General features: G+C 58.2%; 16 protein-coding genes and 1 pseudogene. 2 read left to right on the top strand and 15 right to left on the bottom strand.

What is annotated here, in order from left to right; genetic code table 11:
• Positions 1-34 precede the first annotated feature (34 nt).
• From ccoP to surE, 10 genes and pseudogenes are all read right to left on the bottom strand, one after another.
• Complete coding sequence (gene ccoP, locus L0Y14_RS04700; RefSeq protein WP_006475226.1) at positions 35-886, bottom strand: cytochrome-c oxidase, cbb3-type subunit III; 852 nt, start codon at positions 884-886, stop codon at positions 35-37.
• Positions 876-1,088: a cbb3-type cytochrome c oxidase subunit 3 gene (locus L0Y14_RS04695; RefSeq protein WP_006475225.1), complete on the bottom strand. Its 213-nt coding sequence runs from the start codon at positions 1,086-1,088 to the stop codon at positions 876-878. The genes ccoP and L0Y14_RS04695 overlap by 11 nt, the downstream gene beginning before the upstream one ends.
• Positions 1,081-1,794, bottom strand: a complete 714-nt coding sequence (gene ccoO / locus L0Y14_RS04690; RefSeq protein WP_005961738.1) for a cytochrome-c oxidase, cbb3-type subunit II — start codon at positions 1,792-1,794, stop codon at positions 1,081-1,083. The genes L0Y14_RS04695 and ccoO overlap by 8 nt, the downstream gene beginning before the upstream one ends.
• A gap of 19 nt (positions 1,795-1,813) precedes the next feature.
• Positions 1,814-3,241: a cytochrome-c oxidase, cbb3-type subunit I gene (gene ccoN / locus L0Y14_RS04685; RefSeq protein ID WP_005961740.1), complete on the bottom strand. Its 1,428-nt coding sequence runs from the start codon at positions 3,239-3,241 to the stop codon at positions 1,814-1,816.
• Positions 3,242-3,686: 445 nt separating this feature from the next.
• Positions 3,687-4,517: pseudogene (gene rpoS, locus L0Y14_RS04680) on the bottom strand (RNA polymerase sigma factor RpoS); the annotation flags it as partial.
• 13 nt (positions 4,518-4,530) lie between these two features.
• The gene (locus L0Y14_RS04675; protein ID WP_006475223.1) at positions 4,531-4,692 is read right to left on the bottom strand and encodes a hypothetical protein; all 162 of its coding nucleotides are present in this window, start codon (positions 4,690-4,692) and stop codon (positions 4,531-4,533) included.
• Positions 4,693-4,881: 189 nt separating this feature from the next.
• The gene (locus tag L0Y14_RS04670; RefSeq protein WP_039960050.1) at positions 4,882-5,739 is read right to left on the bottom strand and encodes a peptidoglycan DD-metalloendopeptidase family protein; all 858 of its coding nucleotides are present in this window, start codon (positions 5,737-5,739) and stop codon (positions 4,882-4,884) included.
• A 155-nt stretch (positions 5,740-5,894) separates the two neighbouring features.
• Positions 5,895-6,467, bottom strand: coding sequence for a YqaA family protein (locus tag L0Y14_RS04665; protein WP_006475222.1), 573 nt, complete (start codon positions 6,465-6,467; stop codon positions 5,895-5,897).
• Complete coding sequence (locus L0Y14_RS04660) at positions 6,467-7,126, bottom strand: protein-L-isoaspartate(D-aspartate) O-methyltransferase (protein WP_420887016.1); 660 nt, start codon at positions 7,124-7,126, stop codon at positions 6,467-6,469. The genes L0Y14_RS04665 and L0Y14_RS04660 overlap by 1 nt, the downstream gene beginning before the upstream one ends.
• A gap of 5 nt (positions 7,127-7,131) precedes the next feature.
• The gene (gene surE / locus L0Y14_RS04655; RefSeq protein WP_006475221.1) at positions 7,132-7,872 is read right to left on the bottom strand and encodes a 5'/3'-nucleotidase SurE; all 741 of its coding nucleotides are present in this window, start codon (positions 7,870-7,872) and stop codon (positions 7,132-7,134) included.
• Positions 7,873-8,028: 156 nt separating this feature from the next.
• Here surE and L0Y14_RS04650 point away from each other — a divergent pair, with 156 nt between their 5' ends.
• A complete protein-coding gene (locus tag L0Y14_RS04650; RefSeq protein ID WP_006475220.1) occupies positions 8,029-8,577 on the top strand; it encodes a Smr/MutS family protein in 549 nt (182 codons plus the stop codon).
• Between the two features lie 3 nt (positions 8,578-8,580).
• On the opposite strand, the gene truD is transcribed toward L0Y14_RS04650, so the two are convergent.
• Positions 8,581-9,645: a tRNA pseudouridine(13) synthase TruD gene (truD, locus tag L0Y14_RS04645; protein WP_006475219.1), complete on the bottom strand. Its 1,065-nt coding sequence runs from the start codon at positions 9,643-9,645 to the stop codon at positions 8,581-8,583.
• A complete protein-coding gene (ispF, locus tag L0Y14_RS04640; RefSeq protein WP_040819767.1) occupies positions 9,642-10,112 on the bottom strand; it encodes a 2-C-methyl-D-erythritol 2,4-cyclodiphosphate synthase in 471 nt (156 codons plus the stop codon). Before ispF ends, truD begins: the two co-directional genes overlap by 4 nt.
• 208 nt (positions 10,113-10,320) lie before the next feature.
• Between ispF and L0Y14_RS04635 the strand changes: the two genes are divergently transcribed.
• Entirely contained in the window at positions 10,321-11,502 is a 1,182-nt protein-coding gene (locus L0Y14_RS04635; RefSeq protein ID WP_006475217.1) for an HDOD domain-containing protein, read from the top strand.
• Here L0Y14_RS04635 and ispD read toward each other — a convergent pair.
• From ispD to eno, 3 genes are all read right to left on the bottom strand, one after another.
• Positions 11,485-12,192 carry a 2-C-methyl-D-erythritol 4-phosphate cytidylyltransferase gene (ispD, locus tag L0Y14_RS04630; RefSeq protein ID WP_005961756.1) on the bottom strand — a complete coding sequence of 236 codons (708 nt, stop codon included), beginning with the start codon at positions 12,190-12,192 and terminating at the stop codon, positions 11,485-11,487. The two genes, L0Y14_RS04635 and ispD, sit on opposite strands and share 18 nt — an antisense overlap.
• The gene (gene ftsB / locus L0Y14_RS04625) at positions 12,185-12,478 is read right to left on the bottom strand and encodes a cell division protein FtsB (protein WP_005961758.1); all 294 of its coding nucleotides are present in this window, start codon (positions 12,476-12,478) and stop codon (positions 12,185-12,187) included. The genes ispD and ftsB overlap by 8 nt, the downstream gene beginning before the upstream one ends.
• A gap of 148 nt (positions 12,479-12,626) precedes the next feature.
• Positions 12,627-13,907: a phosphopyruvate hydratase gene (gene eno / locus L0Y14_RS04620; RefSeq protein WP_005961760.1), complete on the bottom strand. Its 1,281-nt coding sequence runs from the start codon at positions 13,905-13,907 to the stop codon at positions 12,627-12,629.
• Positions 13,908-13,913: the final 6 nt, after the last annotated feature.

The raw sequence follows: 13,913 nt of genomic DNA, 5'->3' as shown, positions 1-13,913 counted from the left end.
TATGCCTCCCATGTGGCCCACTTAGACAAAGCCGTTATTGGCCGCCACCAAACTTGTAAACGTAGACAGCTAGCTTCTTGATGTCATCTTTGGAGAGACGATCCCCAAAAGACGGCATCTCAGCCACGCGTGACGCGGGGTCAGTCGCATCGTTTACACCATGTTTGATGGTATAGGCGATACTCTCACTCCGGCTCTGTCCCTCCTCCGGGGTGAAGCGGTAGATACCGTCGGTCAGGTTAGCGGAACCAAGAACCTGCATGCCCTTACCGTCCATGCCGTGACAGGCGATGCAGCCCTTCTGCATGAACAGGGGCTCACCAGCAGGATTGCCAGCCTCAATCGCCGTTACCAGCTTGCCTAACTCATCATCAGAGATGATTTTGCCATGAGCAGTCATGATGCCCTTGCGTCCCATGCTGATGGTCTGTTCGATGGTCTCGATGGCACCACCGTAGAGCCAGTCATCATCGGCCAACACGGGGAAGTTGGGACCACCCTGACCGCCGCCGCCGTGGCAGGCCGCGCAGTTGTCACCAAATAGCACCTTGGCCGCGGCCACGGTGTATTCGCTCAACCCGGGATCGGCCAGAACATCCTTGGCGCTCATACCCTTGAGCTGGCTTTCGAATTCGGCGCGAACGGCTTCCACCTCATCAACGCCTTCGTTGTACTCGCCGATCTGGGTCCAACCCATTACACCCTTGGTCGACTCGTTACCGATCGGGTACATGGGATAGAGCACACCATAACCAAAGAACCAGATGATTGAGGCCCAGAAGGCGATCATCCACCAACGCGGGGGCGGATTGCTAAGCTCCCGCAGATTGTCGTCCCATATGTGCCCGGTGTTGTTTTCACCCGGAAATGGATTGTTATCCGCCATTTTTTTCTCCGCTATCGATTTTATCTTCTTCCATCGGGATAAAACGCCGGGACTCCAGCTTCTCCCGATTTTTCGGACGTAGTGCGTAGAAATACAGACCAACCATCAGGAGGAAGACGACCACGGTCATGACCAGGCCCACCCAGTCGTTGGTGGTCATCGCCTCCCAATCGGTATGGAAGTATTCCGCGAGACTACTCACGATATACCTTGCTGTCGTCCAGCTTGGCCATAGTACCCAGTACCTGCAGGTAGGCGACCACCGCATCTTCCTCGGTCTTGCCTGCCAGTTCGGCATTGGCGCTGGCGATGTCCTCATCCGTATAAGGAACACCCATCAGCTTCATGACCTTGAAGCGGGCAGCCATATCCACACCTTCCACCGAATTGTTTTTAAACCACGGGTAGTTGGGCATGACAGACTCGGGCACGACGGAGCGAGGCGCCCGCAAGTGCTTACGATGCCAATCGTCGGAGTATTTGCCGCCGAGGCGAGCAAAGTCGGGACCGGTACGCTTGGAACCCCACTGCATCGGATGGTCGTACATCGACTCCGAGGCCAGTGAGTAGTGTCCATAGCGTTCCTTCTCGTCACGGAACGGACGGATCATCTGTGAGTGGCAGAGATAACACCCTTCCCTTTGGTAGATGTCCCGGCCTGCCAGTTCCAGCGCAGTATAGGGACGAATGCCGTCACCAGCCTTGTGGTCAGCCAGGGTCTGCCCTGCCTGACGCTGCCAGACGATCTCCGGGAACTTGTTATGCTCAAAGGTGCTACTCATAGTGAAGAGCGGAACGATCTCCACAATACCGCCCACAGAGAGCGCAATAGCCAGCACGATCAGGAGACCCCAGATGTTTTTCTCCATCTTCTCCTGCATGCCAACAGCTTCATTGTTGTTTGCCATTTTACGTATCTCCCCTTAATTAAACAGCGGCGGTACGCGCGGCCTGGATGCTCCCTTCGCGGGAAGCCTTGCTAACGGTCATCAATATATTGACGAGCATGAGCACCGCGCCAAGCAAGAAGATCATGCCGCCGACTGCGCGCATCGCGTAGTAAGGGTGCATGGCTTCAACAGACTCAGCAAAGGTGTAGGCCAGAGTGCCGTAGTCATCATAGGCACGCCACATCAGGCCCTGCATGATGCCGGATACCCACATAGCAACGACGTAGACCACGGTACCGATGGTGGCGGTCCAGAAGTGAGCGTTGATCAGCTTCTCAGACCACATCTCGGTATGAAAGGTACGTGTCATCATGTGATAGATCGCGCCAATACCAACCATAGCAACCCAACCCAGCGCACCGGAGTGTACATGACCAACGGTCCAGTCAGTGTAGTGGGAGAGCGCGTTGACGGTCTTAATCGACATGACCGGACCTTCGAAGGTCGACATGGCGTAGAAGGCCAGGGACATAATCAGAAAGCGTAGGACATAGTCAGTACGCAGCTTGTCCCATGCACCGGAGAGCGTCATCATGCCGTTCACCGCGCCACCCCAAGAGGGGATGATCATGCCGATAGACACTGCCGCACCCAGAGAACCGGTCCAGTCAGGCAGAGCGGTGTACTGCAGATGGTGCGCACCCAGCCATACATAACCGAACATCAGTGCCCAGAAGTGGATAACTGACAGACGGTAAGAGTAGACAGGACGACCCGCTTGCTTGGGCACGAAGTAGTACATAATGCCGAGGAAGCCTGCGGTCAGATAGAAGCCCACTGCGTTGTGACCCCACCACCACTGGATCATGGCATCCTGCACTCCGGCGAACAGGGAGTATGACTTGAACATGTCGACCGGGACGGCCAGGCTGTTGACCACATGCAGGTAGGTGATCATCACCATCATGCCAAGGAAGAACCAGTTAGACACATAGATGTGTGAACTCTTCCGGTTGGCAATAGTCATGATGAAGTTGAAGAGGTAGGAGAGCCACACGACCGCGATAGCGATATCGATCGGCCACTCCAGCTCTGCGTACTCTTTGGACTGGTTGATACCCAGCGGCAGAGTGATAACCGCAGCGACAATAATCAGGTTCCAACCCCAGAAGGTGAACCACGCCATCTTGTCGCTCCACAGACGCGTACCGCAGGTACGCTGGACGCTGTAGAAAGCGCTTGCCATCAACACACATCCGCCAAAGGCGAAGATAACTGCATTAGTGTGAAGCGGACGCAGACGTCCGAAAGTGATGTATGGAATATCGAAGTTAAGTACCGGCCATGCCAGTTCGGATGCTATATACACACCGGCTGACGCACCTACCACGAGGTAGACCGCTGCCATGACGGCGAACCAGCGTACAACATCAAAGTTGTACTTCTGCTCTGCTACGGCGTCCATGAACCCCCCTCTCTACGAGTTGTTGAACAAAAACAAAAGGTTATAGTTTTTGGGAAACCCCATATCCACACCAACACCGGTAGTATTGACACAGACCGGGCATATATCACTCTCTATCACTACAAAAGTCAAGGCACATGCGGCATATGACACACCCCTAATAAAGCCATCAACTCATTGAATAGAAACGATTTTTACGGCATCAGAATCGAATTAATTGAGATAGATCAAGAGAATATTAATAAACTAAATTGAACGTTTTGTTCAATCGTGCAACCCGTTTTTTTCACACCACGCTCTCCACACTGCCATCGACCACCACCCCGTCAGCGTCAGCTATGACAAGGCCATGATTTCCGGCACAGGCAGGGCGGGGATTGAGGAGAAGAAAAGGAGGGTTTCAGAGCCTGCCCTCTGATTCGGGCAGGCTGCAGATAGTCAGAGCCTATTTAAATATGGTTTCGACAGAGAAACCATCACGTTCAAGGATATCCCTGAGACGGCGCAGTGCATCCATCTGAATCTGGCGCACCCGTTCACGGGTTACCCCCAATTCATTAGCCACCTGCTCGAGAGTCGAATTCTCGTAACCATGCAGCCCAAAACGACGCTCCACCACCTCACGCTGTTTGTCATTGAGTTTTAACAGCCAGGTGTCGAGATTGGTATTGAGTCCGTCATTCTGGATATTCACGGTCGGATCCTGGACCCGCTCATCAGGGATAGTGTCGAGCAGCGGCTTGTCAGCATCCTTACCAAACGGTGTATCGACTGAGGTGACCCGCTCGTTCAGGCCGAGCATTCGTTTCACTTCAGAAATGGGTTTGTCCAGCAGGTCAGCAATCTCTTCCGAAGTTGGTTCATGATCAAGACTCTGGGCTAACTGACGCGCCGCACGTAGATAGACATTGATCTCCTTGACCACATGGATCGGCAGACGGATGGTACGGGTCTGATTCATGATAGCCCGCTCAATGGTTTGCCGGATCCACCAAGTGGCATAGGTCGAAAAACGAAATCCCCGCTCAGGATCAAACTTCTCCACCGCACGGATCAAGCCGAGATTACCCTCTTCGATCAGATCCAGCAGCGCCAACCCCCGATTCATATAACGCCGTGCGATCTTTACCACCAGACGCAGATTGCTCTCGATCATGCGCTGACGCGCTGGGTGTTCGCCCTTCTGCGCCAAACGGGCGTAATAGACCTCCTCTTCCGCGGTCAGGAGTTTAGAACCACCGATTTCATTCAGATAGAGACGAGTCGCATCCATCTGCACATCTGACGGTTCACGAATCGGTACTGCCGAAGACGCTTTCTTGGATCCTTTTTTTCTCCCCCCGCGTCGACTCAGAAACCGGCTTGACAGTCATATTGATAGCCTCTTTCGGCACCGCCTTATTGATCGCGTCGCCCGAGCTGTTCTCCATCTCCTCTCGCTCCTCACTCATCACCACTCCTCATCTTTGGGGAGCCTCCGAACGAATCATGAACGACAGCCTTGCGGTCCAAATCTCCCACTGCCGCATTGGAAATCTAGGCAATAGACCAATTATTACCTGCGATTCCCGCCTTGCATCGAAAAATTTGACCTCACAATTCTGCTCGTCCAGATTCATTCAGAGGCTCCTAGCTCTATCTCATCTTCTGCTGAGAATCGATAACGGGTTGACCGGCTTACCTTTTTTTCTTATCTCGAAGTACAGCACCGGCTCTGCCCCTCGATTTGGAACCCCCAGTTCAGCGATCCGTTCCCCAGCCTCAACCTGATCACCCTCCCGCACTAGCAGTTTTCGGTTGTAGCCATAGGCACTGAGATAATTTTTATTGTGTTTAACGATAATCAGATTGCCGTACCCCACCAGCCCACTACCACTGTAAACAACCTTTCCAGATGCAGCCGCAGCGACCGGTTGACCCAGTTTCCCCCTGATCTTTATCCCCTTACGGTTGGCGTCCCGGGGCTGGAAAGTCTGAACCACCTTGCCTTGTGTCGGCCAGCGCCAACTTATCTTGAGATTTGTTCTACTATTCCCGGTTTTGGAGGTTGACCTGACCTGGACTGGTGGCGTCGTCGGGGTTTCTGGCCTACGCGCAGGTTTAACCTTAGCCTGTGGCGATCTGGTGGGTGCTGCTTTTCGGGGCGCTGCAGTAACAGGTGGAGGGATCTTCTTTTCCACCACCGGCCGCTTCTGCGGCGAAGCCAACCGCAACAACTGCCCAGGAAAGATCGGATATTCAGGGGCTTGAACCCCGTTCCATCGTGCCAGTTCACGATACTCCAGATCGTTGCGCCAAGCGATAGAATAAAGTGTATCCCCCCGCCTGACTCGATAGAACCGGGCCTTCTTCTGCTGAGGAGGCGACTGGGTCTTCTTCTGTTCAGGAAAGGATTGGAATTCACGATTGGAAACAGGCGCGCCCACCCCGGAGGTTACGCAACCCGAGAGAGCGCCAGCCACAAGGACCATCCCTATCACAAACAATTGGCGCAACATGCTTATTGCTACTGTTGATCCGTTGAAAAGCAATCTCCTTTATCCCCGTATGACCCTAAATGGCACGGAAGCAAGAACAACTAACCACACCCGTCTTATTCACGCTAGCCATACCAGCCCGGCGCCAGACGCTGCGATCCACTATAAATAGGCAGTTACATAATAAGGAAGATCACCGCAAACAGCACGATCAGCATCCAGCCTAGCCGATCCACATACCTGTGCAGTGCCACCTCCATGCGCTCGCCTCCCCAGGCCATCAGCCCCGCAACCAGGAAAAAACGCGCACCCCGCCCCACCAGCGAAGCTAGCAGAAAAGGGAACAACGCCATTGCGATCACCCCTGCCGTGATAGTGAATACCTTGTAGGGAATCGGCGAAAAACCAGCCAGAAAGATCGCCCAGAAGCCCCACTCATCGAACCAGATCTTGGTATGGAGATACTTCTCCCAATAGCCCAGCTCATGCAACCAGGGTTCGATCAGCTCAAACGCAAACACACCGATAAAGTAGCCCAATAGACCACCTAATACCGAAGCAGCCGTGGTCAGAGCGGCCAGATACCAGGCCCGGTTTGGCTGCGCCAGACTCATCGGAGCCAGCATCACATCCGGAGGAATAGGAAAAAATGATGACTCGGCAAAGCTCAATCCGGCCAAATACCGTGGCGCATGGGGATGACGCGACCATTGCATGGCACGACTATAGAGCGCAGAAAACAGGCGCATCAAAGCAACCCTCCTTTTAATGGCACAAAATTGGCCGCTTCCAATCGCTCCTGCTCAAACCCATCAGGGGTGCGCAGGATTCGCATTAGCACCTGCCCATTACCGGTATCCGCCGGCAACACCAGACGCCCTCCAATATTGAGTTGCTGCAATAAACGCTGTGGCACTCCCTCAGGAGCCGCCGTCACCAGGATCGCATCAAACGGCGCATACTCTGGCAGTCCGATGCCACCATCACTGTGTTTCAGACGCACATTGCGCAGACCAAGCTCCTGCAGTCGCTGCCGCGCCCGTTCGAGCAGGGCGCCGATGCGTTCGACACTGTAGACCCGCCCCACCAGTTGCGCCAAAACCGCGCACTGAAAACCTGAACCGGTACCGATCTCCAGCACATTTCCGAGTGGCCCCGCCTCCAGCAGCGCCTCGGTCATACGCGCTACCGTATAGGGCTGCGAGATGGTCTGACCATGGCCGATCGGCAATGCGGTATCCTCATAGGCCCGGCTCGCCAGTGCCTCATCGACAAAGATGTGGCGCGGTGTGGTGCGCATCACCTCCAGCACCGCCAGATTATGGATACCACTGTTGCGCAGACGCTGCACCAGCCGCTCGCGGGTGCGCTGAGAGGTCATACCGATTCCCTGGTGTTCCGGGCGCAACAGGCTCATGCTAGCCAGGCCCCGACGCTATCCAGCGCGCTATGCCGGGTCAGATCGACCTGCAACGGCGTCACCGAGACATACCCCTCGCGCACTGCATAAAAATCGGTACCCGGCCCGGCATCCTGTTCGGCCCCCGCCGGCCCCACCCAATAGATTGTCTTGCCCCGGGGATCCTCCGCCCGAACCACCGGCTCCGCCTTGTGGCGGTGTCCCAGACGGGTCGCCTGCATGCCTTTCAGCTGTTCAAACGGCAGATCGGGTACATTGACGTTGAGAATCACCTCAGAAGGAAGCGGCCTCTGCAACAGACGCTCGACCAGTTCCCGCGCCACCCGCGCGCCAGTCGCATAGTGATCCGGATTGTGAGAATTCATCGAAACCGCAATCGCCGGCAGGCCAAGAAAACGCCCCTCCGTGGCCGCCGCCACCGTGCCTGAATAGAGCACATCATCCCCCATATTGGCACCGGCATTGATCCCGGAGACCACCATATCCGGCTCCTCCTCGAGCAACCCGGTGATCGCCAGATGCACACAATCGGTGGGGGTGCCATCGACGCTGACAAAGCCATTGTCATGCGTATGGGCGCGCAACGGCAGCTCCAGGGTCAGCGAATTGCTGGCGCCGCTGCGATTGCGTTCCGGCGCCACCACAACGATCTCCCCCAGCGGGGAGAGGCTTTCGGTCAGTGCCGCCAGCCCGGGGGCCTGAAAGCCGTCGTCGTTGCTCAGCAGAATTTTCATGATGGGGGCCAAATATACTGGAAAAGAGGCATGGTAACATCACCTGCAGAGTGACAGGATCATAGCCCGTCGACGAACCCTTTTTGCCAACGCCGGTCGAAGGGCTTAATACCACCCAGGGCCCGACAGGCCATCCAGATTTTTTGTTCTGAACCGATGAAAAACAAAATCGATGAAGCAGACCGGACGGCCTTCCAGGAGGCCATGGACGACGTAGCCCCCCTACCCCAAAAGCGAGCCGCACCCTACCGCAAGCGCCGACCGCCCCGTCCGCTCAACCTGAGCGAGCCGGACGACGGCTTCGGCGACAGAGACCTCTATTTCGATCAGGAGATCGAGGCCACCGACGAGCTGTCATTCTCCCGCCCAGGGGTACAGAAACGGGTGATCAGCGAGCTGCGCCGCGGACGCTTCGAGGTCGGCCTGGAGCTTGATCTGCACGGCATGAATGTCAGCTACGCCCGCGAAACCCTCGGCCTGTTTCTGCAGGAGTGTCATCGGCACCGGGTGCGCTGCGCCCGCATCATCCACGGCAAGGGATATGGCTCAGCAGATCACCAACCGGTGCTCAAACAGAAGCTCAACATCTGGCTGCGGCAACGCGACGATGTACTTGCCTTCACCTCCGCCACCCGCCGCGACGGCGGCACCGGCGCCGCCTATGTGCTGTTACGCACCCCAAAACAGGAGCAGTGGCAGCGTTGACGGCTACGGCGGCGTGGGAGGCGTCACCTCCAGCAGCTCCCGCAACACCATGGTGGCATAGCTACCCGCCTCGAGACCGAAACTGAGTACCAGCTGATCAGGCTGCGGGAATTCCCACTGCAGGTCATCCAGACGCATGCGCAGAGCGCGGCGCTCCTGCTCCAGCCCGACAAACTCCAGACCATTGCGCCAGGATTCAAAGGGCGCCAGCACTGCCGACTCCAGCTCGCGCACCTCAGCCTCCACCAGGCTCTCGCCCCGACCCCACAGCGGCCCGGAGGGGTGCACATCCAGCGCCTCACAGCGCGACAGCAGCGCCTGATCCGGCTCATCCACCAGAAAGCTGGAGTGACAACCATCCAGCACTAGACGCTCCCCCGGCAGCGGTCGCTGCCAATCACCCCGAGCAATGCGCTTCGCTAACACCGCATTAAACAGCTGCGAACGGGCAGCAGAGATCAACAAACCCCGTAGCTTGCGATCGAGCCGCCCGGCACTGCCGGCAAACATTGCATCTGCCTGGGCCAGATTGCCATAGCCATGACCGAAGCGCTGTTCGCCAAAGAAGTTGGGTGCACCCTGGTGTCGCAAGCGTTGTAATCGCGCCTCCAAGCCCCCCCGATCCGCCTGCAGCTGCCGAACCGTCAGACAAAACCGATTGCCCTGCAACGCCCCCCGCCGCAACTTGCGGCGGTGCCGCCCCTGTTCGAGCAGCTCCAGCAGATCGGAGTTGAGCTGCGACCAGTCAGGCTCCGGCTTGCCAGCAAGCCGTACCGAGAACCACTGGGTGGTCACCGCATGGCGATCCTTCAGTCCGGCGTAACTCACATCCCGCGGCGGCACCCCCGCCAGACGGGCGATCTGCTTTGCCAGCCAGATGGTGTTGGTATCCCGTTTGCGGATCCGTAGCAGCACATGCTCGCCCTCCCCATCGGGTGCGAAGCCGAGCTGCTCATCCACCTGGAAATCATCCGCAGAACTGCGGATCAGTCCGGTGCCGAGGGGCCTACCATTGGCACAGGGCATCTCCTGCAGCAGCCGGCAAAAAGGAGGGATCGAACCGTTCACTCTTGCAGCAGAGCGACCGCATAGGCGGCGATCCCCTCCCCGCGGCCGGTGAAGCCCATCCTCTCGGTGGTGGTCGCCTTGACGCTGATCTGGTTGACATCAATCTTCAGGTCATTGGCGAGATGCGCACGCATCTGATCGATATAGGGAGCCAGCCTGGGCTGCTGGGCAACCAGGGTCGAATCCACATTAGCAATCTGAAAACCGGCCAGATGCAGCCGTTCCACCACCTGTCGCAGCAAGATGCGGCTGTCGATACCGGCGAACTCCGCCGAATTATCGGGAAACAGCTTGCCGATGTCCCCCTGCGCCGCCGCACCAAGCAGCGCATCACAGAGCGCGTGGATCAGCACATCTCCATCAGAATGGGCCTGCATGCCCAGCTCATGCGGGATCTCCACCCCACCCAGCACCAAACGTCGCCCCGCCGCAAAACGGTGTGCATCATAGCCTTGCCCAATGCGCATGCCTCGCCCCCGATATTGAATTTAAAGAGTCAACCGTCCCAGACGCTAACGATGCTGAGAGGCGGCATTGTAACGAGCCAACCGCCGCAGCCCAACCGAACACCCCTGCTCAATCCCTGCAATGATCAACAACATGGCTAGATCACTCTCTGTCGCCCGGCCTTTAGATTTAAAAGAATTCAACCCGTTGTGGAAGCTGCCAGACAGAGTGGCGCCTCACATCGCCAGCGAAGCGATTGTCGAGCACCTGGTGGATGGCGACAGCGTGATCAAAGCGGGCAGTCAGAGCAGCGAGATCACCTTCCTGATGCAGGGTGAGGTCGAGTTTGTCCAGCAAGACGGCAAGCGCGCCATCTACACCGCAGACTCAGAGCGCTGCGCCTATCCGCTCTCGGTCAGGATCCCCCACCAATACGACATCACCGCGCGCGGGGCAATCACCATCCTCAAGCTGGAGCGCGACATCGTGCTCAGCATCAGCAAACTGCCGGATGACAGCAGCGAGATGCAGCCTGGCCGGATCGAGTTGAAAGAGTCGGGCGGACCAGAGGCGAAGCTCTACTGGGAGCTGTTCGAGGCGACCAAGTCAGGCAAGCTGCAACTGCCCTCGATGCCCTCCATCGCCACCCGCATCGCCAAGGTAGTCAATAACGCCGACACCGACAGCAACGACATCGCCCGGGTGATCCAAGCCGATCCCACCATCGCCGCGCGCCTGATCAGCGTCGTCAATAGCGCCGCCTACCGCGGTCGCTCAAAGATCAACAGCCTGCCCGACGCGATTACCCGCCTGGGCCACAACGTAACCCACAATCTAGTCATCAGCTTCGCCCTGCACACCCTGTTCCACAGCAGCTTCAAAGCCCTCAATAACAAGCTGCGCTCGACCTGGCAGCACAGCTGTTATGTCGCCCCGGTGTGCCACGAACTAGGCCGCATCACGCCAGGCATGAGCCCCGACCGAGCGCTGCTGATAGGGCTGGTACACAACATCGGCACCCTGCCGATCATCAACGCCTCCCGCGGCTACCCAGAACTGATCGACAATCCACAGCTGCTGGATCAGACGATCAACAACCTGCGGCACGAGATAGGTGCGATGGTGCTGCGCAAGTGGGGCTTCGAGAATGATTTTGTGCAGGCCGCACTACACGCCGACGACTGGATGCGCGACCCTCAGGAGAAGCCGGACTACACCGACCTGCTGCTGATCGCCCGCCTGCACAGCTATGTGGGCAGCCCGCGCATGGAGCAGCTGCCACGCCTCGATCTGCTGCCGGCATACCACAAGCTCGCCCTGGGTCGGCTGACCCCGCGCCATTCGCTGGCGATCTTGCAACACGCCAAGGCCGAGATCCGCGATCTGCGCCAGCTACTCTCCAACACCTGAGATAATACGCAGATAGAAGGCCGCCAGCGGCAGATCCTCCGGTCGGGTAATCTTGATGTTGTCGGCATGGCCCTCCACCATCCGCGGCCGAAACCCCGCCAACTCCATCGCGCTGGCATCATCGGTCACCAGCGCCCCTTCTATCAAGGCGTCAGAGAGCGCCTTTTTCAGCAGAGCAAAACGAAACATCTGGGGTGTATAGGCGCGCCAGAGCCCCTCGCGCGGTACTGTTGCCTCCACCTGATTGCCGGCGACAACGCGCTTCACTGTATCGTGTACCGGCACCCCGAGCAGTCCACCTACCGGATCGTCCTGCAACTCATCCAGCAACAGATCGAGATCCTCACGGCGAAGGCAGGGACGCGCCGCATCATGCACCAGCACCCAGTCCCGATCCTCCGCCTGCGACGCCAGTCGCTCCAGCCCATGCAGCACCGAGTGACAGCGCTCCGCACCGCCGGGGGCGCGCAACAGCCGGGGGTGGTTGCGACAACCGATCGTCTCCCACCAACCATCATCTTCAGACAATGCCACGCAGACTCCATCGATTCGCGGATGCTCAAGAAAAACGTTCAGGGTATGCTCGATCACCGGCCGGCCGTTGAGCGGCAGATACTGCTTCGGCACCGCACTCGCCATGCGCCGTCCAACACCGGCGGCGGGCACCACCACCCAGCATCGCTCATTCACTCACAACCCCCTCGTCGCTCTGGATCACTTGGTAAAAGATCTCGCCTGACTTGATCATGCCCAGTTCGCTGCGGGCACGCTCCTCGATCGCCGCCTTGCCGCTGCGCAGGTCATCCACCTCTGCCTGCAGTCGGCGGTTGCGCTCACGCAGCCCGGCCAGCGCCTGCTCCTGACGGGCAATCTCCTGCTTGAGATTGTTCACCTCCGCCAGGCTGCCCTCCCCCACCCAGAGGCGAAACTGGAGAAACAGGAATAGAATCGCCAACACCGCGATCAGGATACGCATGGTCTGAGCTGATGATCAGTTGATGGGTTTGGAACTCAAATCAGCCGCAAAGCGAACTGACATCGGAGAAACTTTAATCGCACCGGGCGTGCAGGGGAAGCAGCAAATCACCCCCCCCCGGATATCCGGGGGGGGGGGGCAGGCAGGCTCAGAACTGGATGGGGAAGGCGTCTCTACCGGCGTAGACCGCCTCGTCGCCTAGCTGATCCTCGATACGCATCAGCTGGTTGTACTTGGCGACCCGGTCAGAGCGCGACAGCGAGCCAGTTTTGATCTGACCGGTGGCGGTGGCCACCACCAGATCAGCGATGGTGGTGTCCTCGGTCTCACCGGAGCGATGCGAGATCACCGCGCTGTAACCGGCGGCCTTGGCCATGTCGATGGCGGCCAGGGTCTCGGTGAGTGTGCCGATCTGGTTGACCTTGATCAGGATCGAGTTGGCGATCCCCTCGTCGATACCGCGCTGCAGGATCTTGGTGTTGGTGACGAACAGGTCGTCGCCCACCAGCTGCACCCGTTTGCCCAGCTTCTCGGTGTGGATTTTCCAGCCTGCCCAGTCGCTCTCGTCCATACCATCCTCGATGGAGATGATCGGGTACTGATCGACCCAGCTGGCCAGCAGTTCGGTAAACTCTGCCGCTGTGTAGGCCTTGTTCTCAGAGGCCAACACATACTTGCCATCCCGATAGAACTCGGAGCTGGCCACGTCGAGGCCCAGGTAGATATCGCTTCCGGCCTTGAAACCGGCCTTGTCGATCGCCTCGAGGATGACGTCGATCGCCTCCTGGTTGGAACTCAGGTCGGGGGCGAAGCCGCCTTCATCGCCCACCGAGGTGTTCATCCCCTTGCCCTTCAGGACCGACTTCAGCGCGTGGAATACCTCGGCGCCGTAGCGCACCGCCTCGCGGATCGAGCCGGCACCTACCGGCAGGATCATGAACTCCTGCAGGTCGACGCTGTTGTCGGCATGCGCCCCGCCGTTGATGATATTCATCATCGGCACCGGCATCCGGTAGGGACCGGCGGAGAGCGAACGGTAGAGCGGCAGGGCGCGCTCCTGGGCTGCGGCGTGGGCCGCCGCCATGGAGACGCCAAGCAGCGCGTTGGCGCCCAGTTTGGACTTGTTATCGGTGCCATCCAACGCCAGCATAGTGTTATCCAGCGCGGTCTGATCGGTGACTTCCTGACCGATCAGGGCGTCGCGCAGCGGGCCGTTGACGTTGCCGACCGCATTCAACACACCTTTACCGAGGTAACGGCTGTTGTCACCGTCGCGCATCTCCAGCGCCTCACGGGAGCCGGTGGAGGCCCCGGAGGGAACCATGGCGCGGCCAATGGCGCCGTCGGCGGTGATCACATCGGCCTCGATGGTGGGGTTGCCGCGTGAGTCGAGGATCTCCCGACCGCGAATATCAACAATCTCGGACATTTTGTC

The organism is Candidatus Endoriftia persephonae (assembly GCF_023733635.1).
Taxonomy (GTDB): domain Bacteria; phylum Pseudomonadota; class Gammaproteobacteria; order Chromatiales; family Chromatiaceae; genus Endoriftia; species Endoriftia persephonae.
The sequence above is the reverse complement of the archived record's forward strand: the minus strand, read 5'-3'. Positions and strand labels throughout refer to the sequence as shown.

Excerpts from the sequence above, each read along its gene's own strand:
- L0Y14_RS04650 (WP_006475220.1), top strand. The coding sequence starts at position 8,029 with ATGAAAAACAAAATCGATGAAGCAGACCGGACGGCCTTCCAGGAGGCC.
- ispF (WP_040819767.1), bottom strand. The coding sequence starts at position 10,112 with ATGCGCATTGGGCAAGGCTATGATGCACACCGTTTTGCGGCGGGGCGA.
- ftsB (WP_005961758.1), bottom strand. The coding sequence starts at position 12,478 with ATGCGTATCCTGATCGCGGTGTTGGCGATTCTATTCCTGTTTCTCCAG.
- L0Y14_RS04670 (WP_039960050.1), bottom strand. The coding sequence starts at position 5,739 with ATGTTGCGCCAATTGTTTGTGATAGGGATGGTCCTTGTGGCTGGCGCT.
- L0Y14_RS04665 (WP_006475222.1), bottom strand. The coding sequence starts at position 6,467 with ATGCGCCTGTTTTCTGCGCTCTATAGTCGTGCCATGCAATGGTCGCGT.
- ccoP (WP_006475226.1), bottom strand. The coding sequence starts at position 886 with ATGGCGGATAACAATCCATTTCCGGGTGAAAACAACACCGGGCACATA.
- L0Y14_RS04675 (WP_006475223.1), bottom strand. The coding sequence starts at position 4,692 with ATGAGTGAGGAGCGAGAGGAGATGGAGAACAGCTCGGGCGACGCGATC.
- surE (WP_006475221.1), bottom strand. The coding sequence starts at position 7,872 with ATGAAAATTCTGCTGAGCAACGACGACGGCTTTCAGGCCCCCGGGCTG.
- ccoN (WP_005961740.1), bottom strand. The coding sequence starts at position 3,241 with ATGGACGCCGTAGCAGAGCAGAAGTACAACTTTGATGTTGTACGCTGG.
- ccoO (WP_005961738.1), bottom strand. The coding sequence starts at position 1,794 with ATGGCAAACAACAATGAAGCTGTTGGCATGCAGGAGAAGATGGAGAAA.
- eno (WP_005961760.1), bottom strand. The coding sequence starts at position 13,907 with ATGTCCGAGATTGTTGATATTCGCGGTCGGGAGATCCTCGACTCACGC.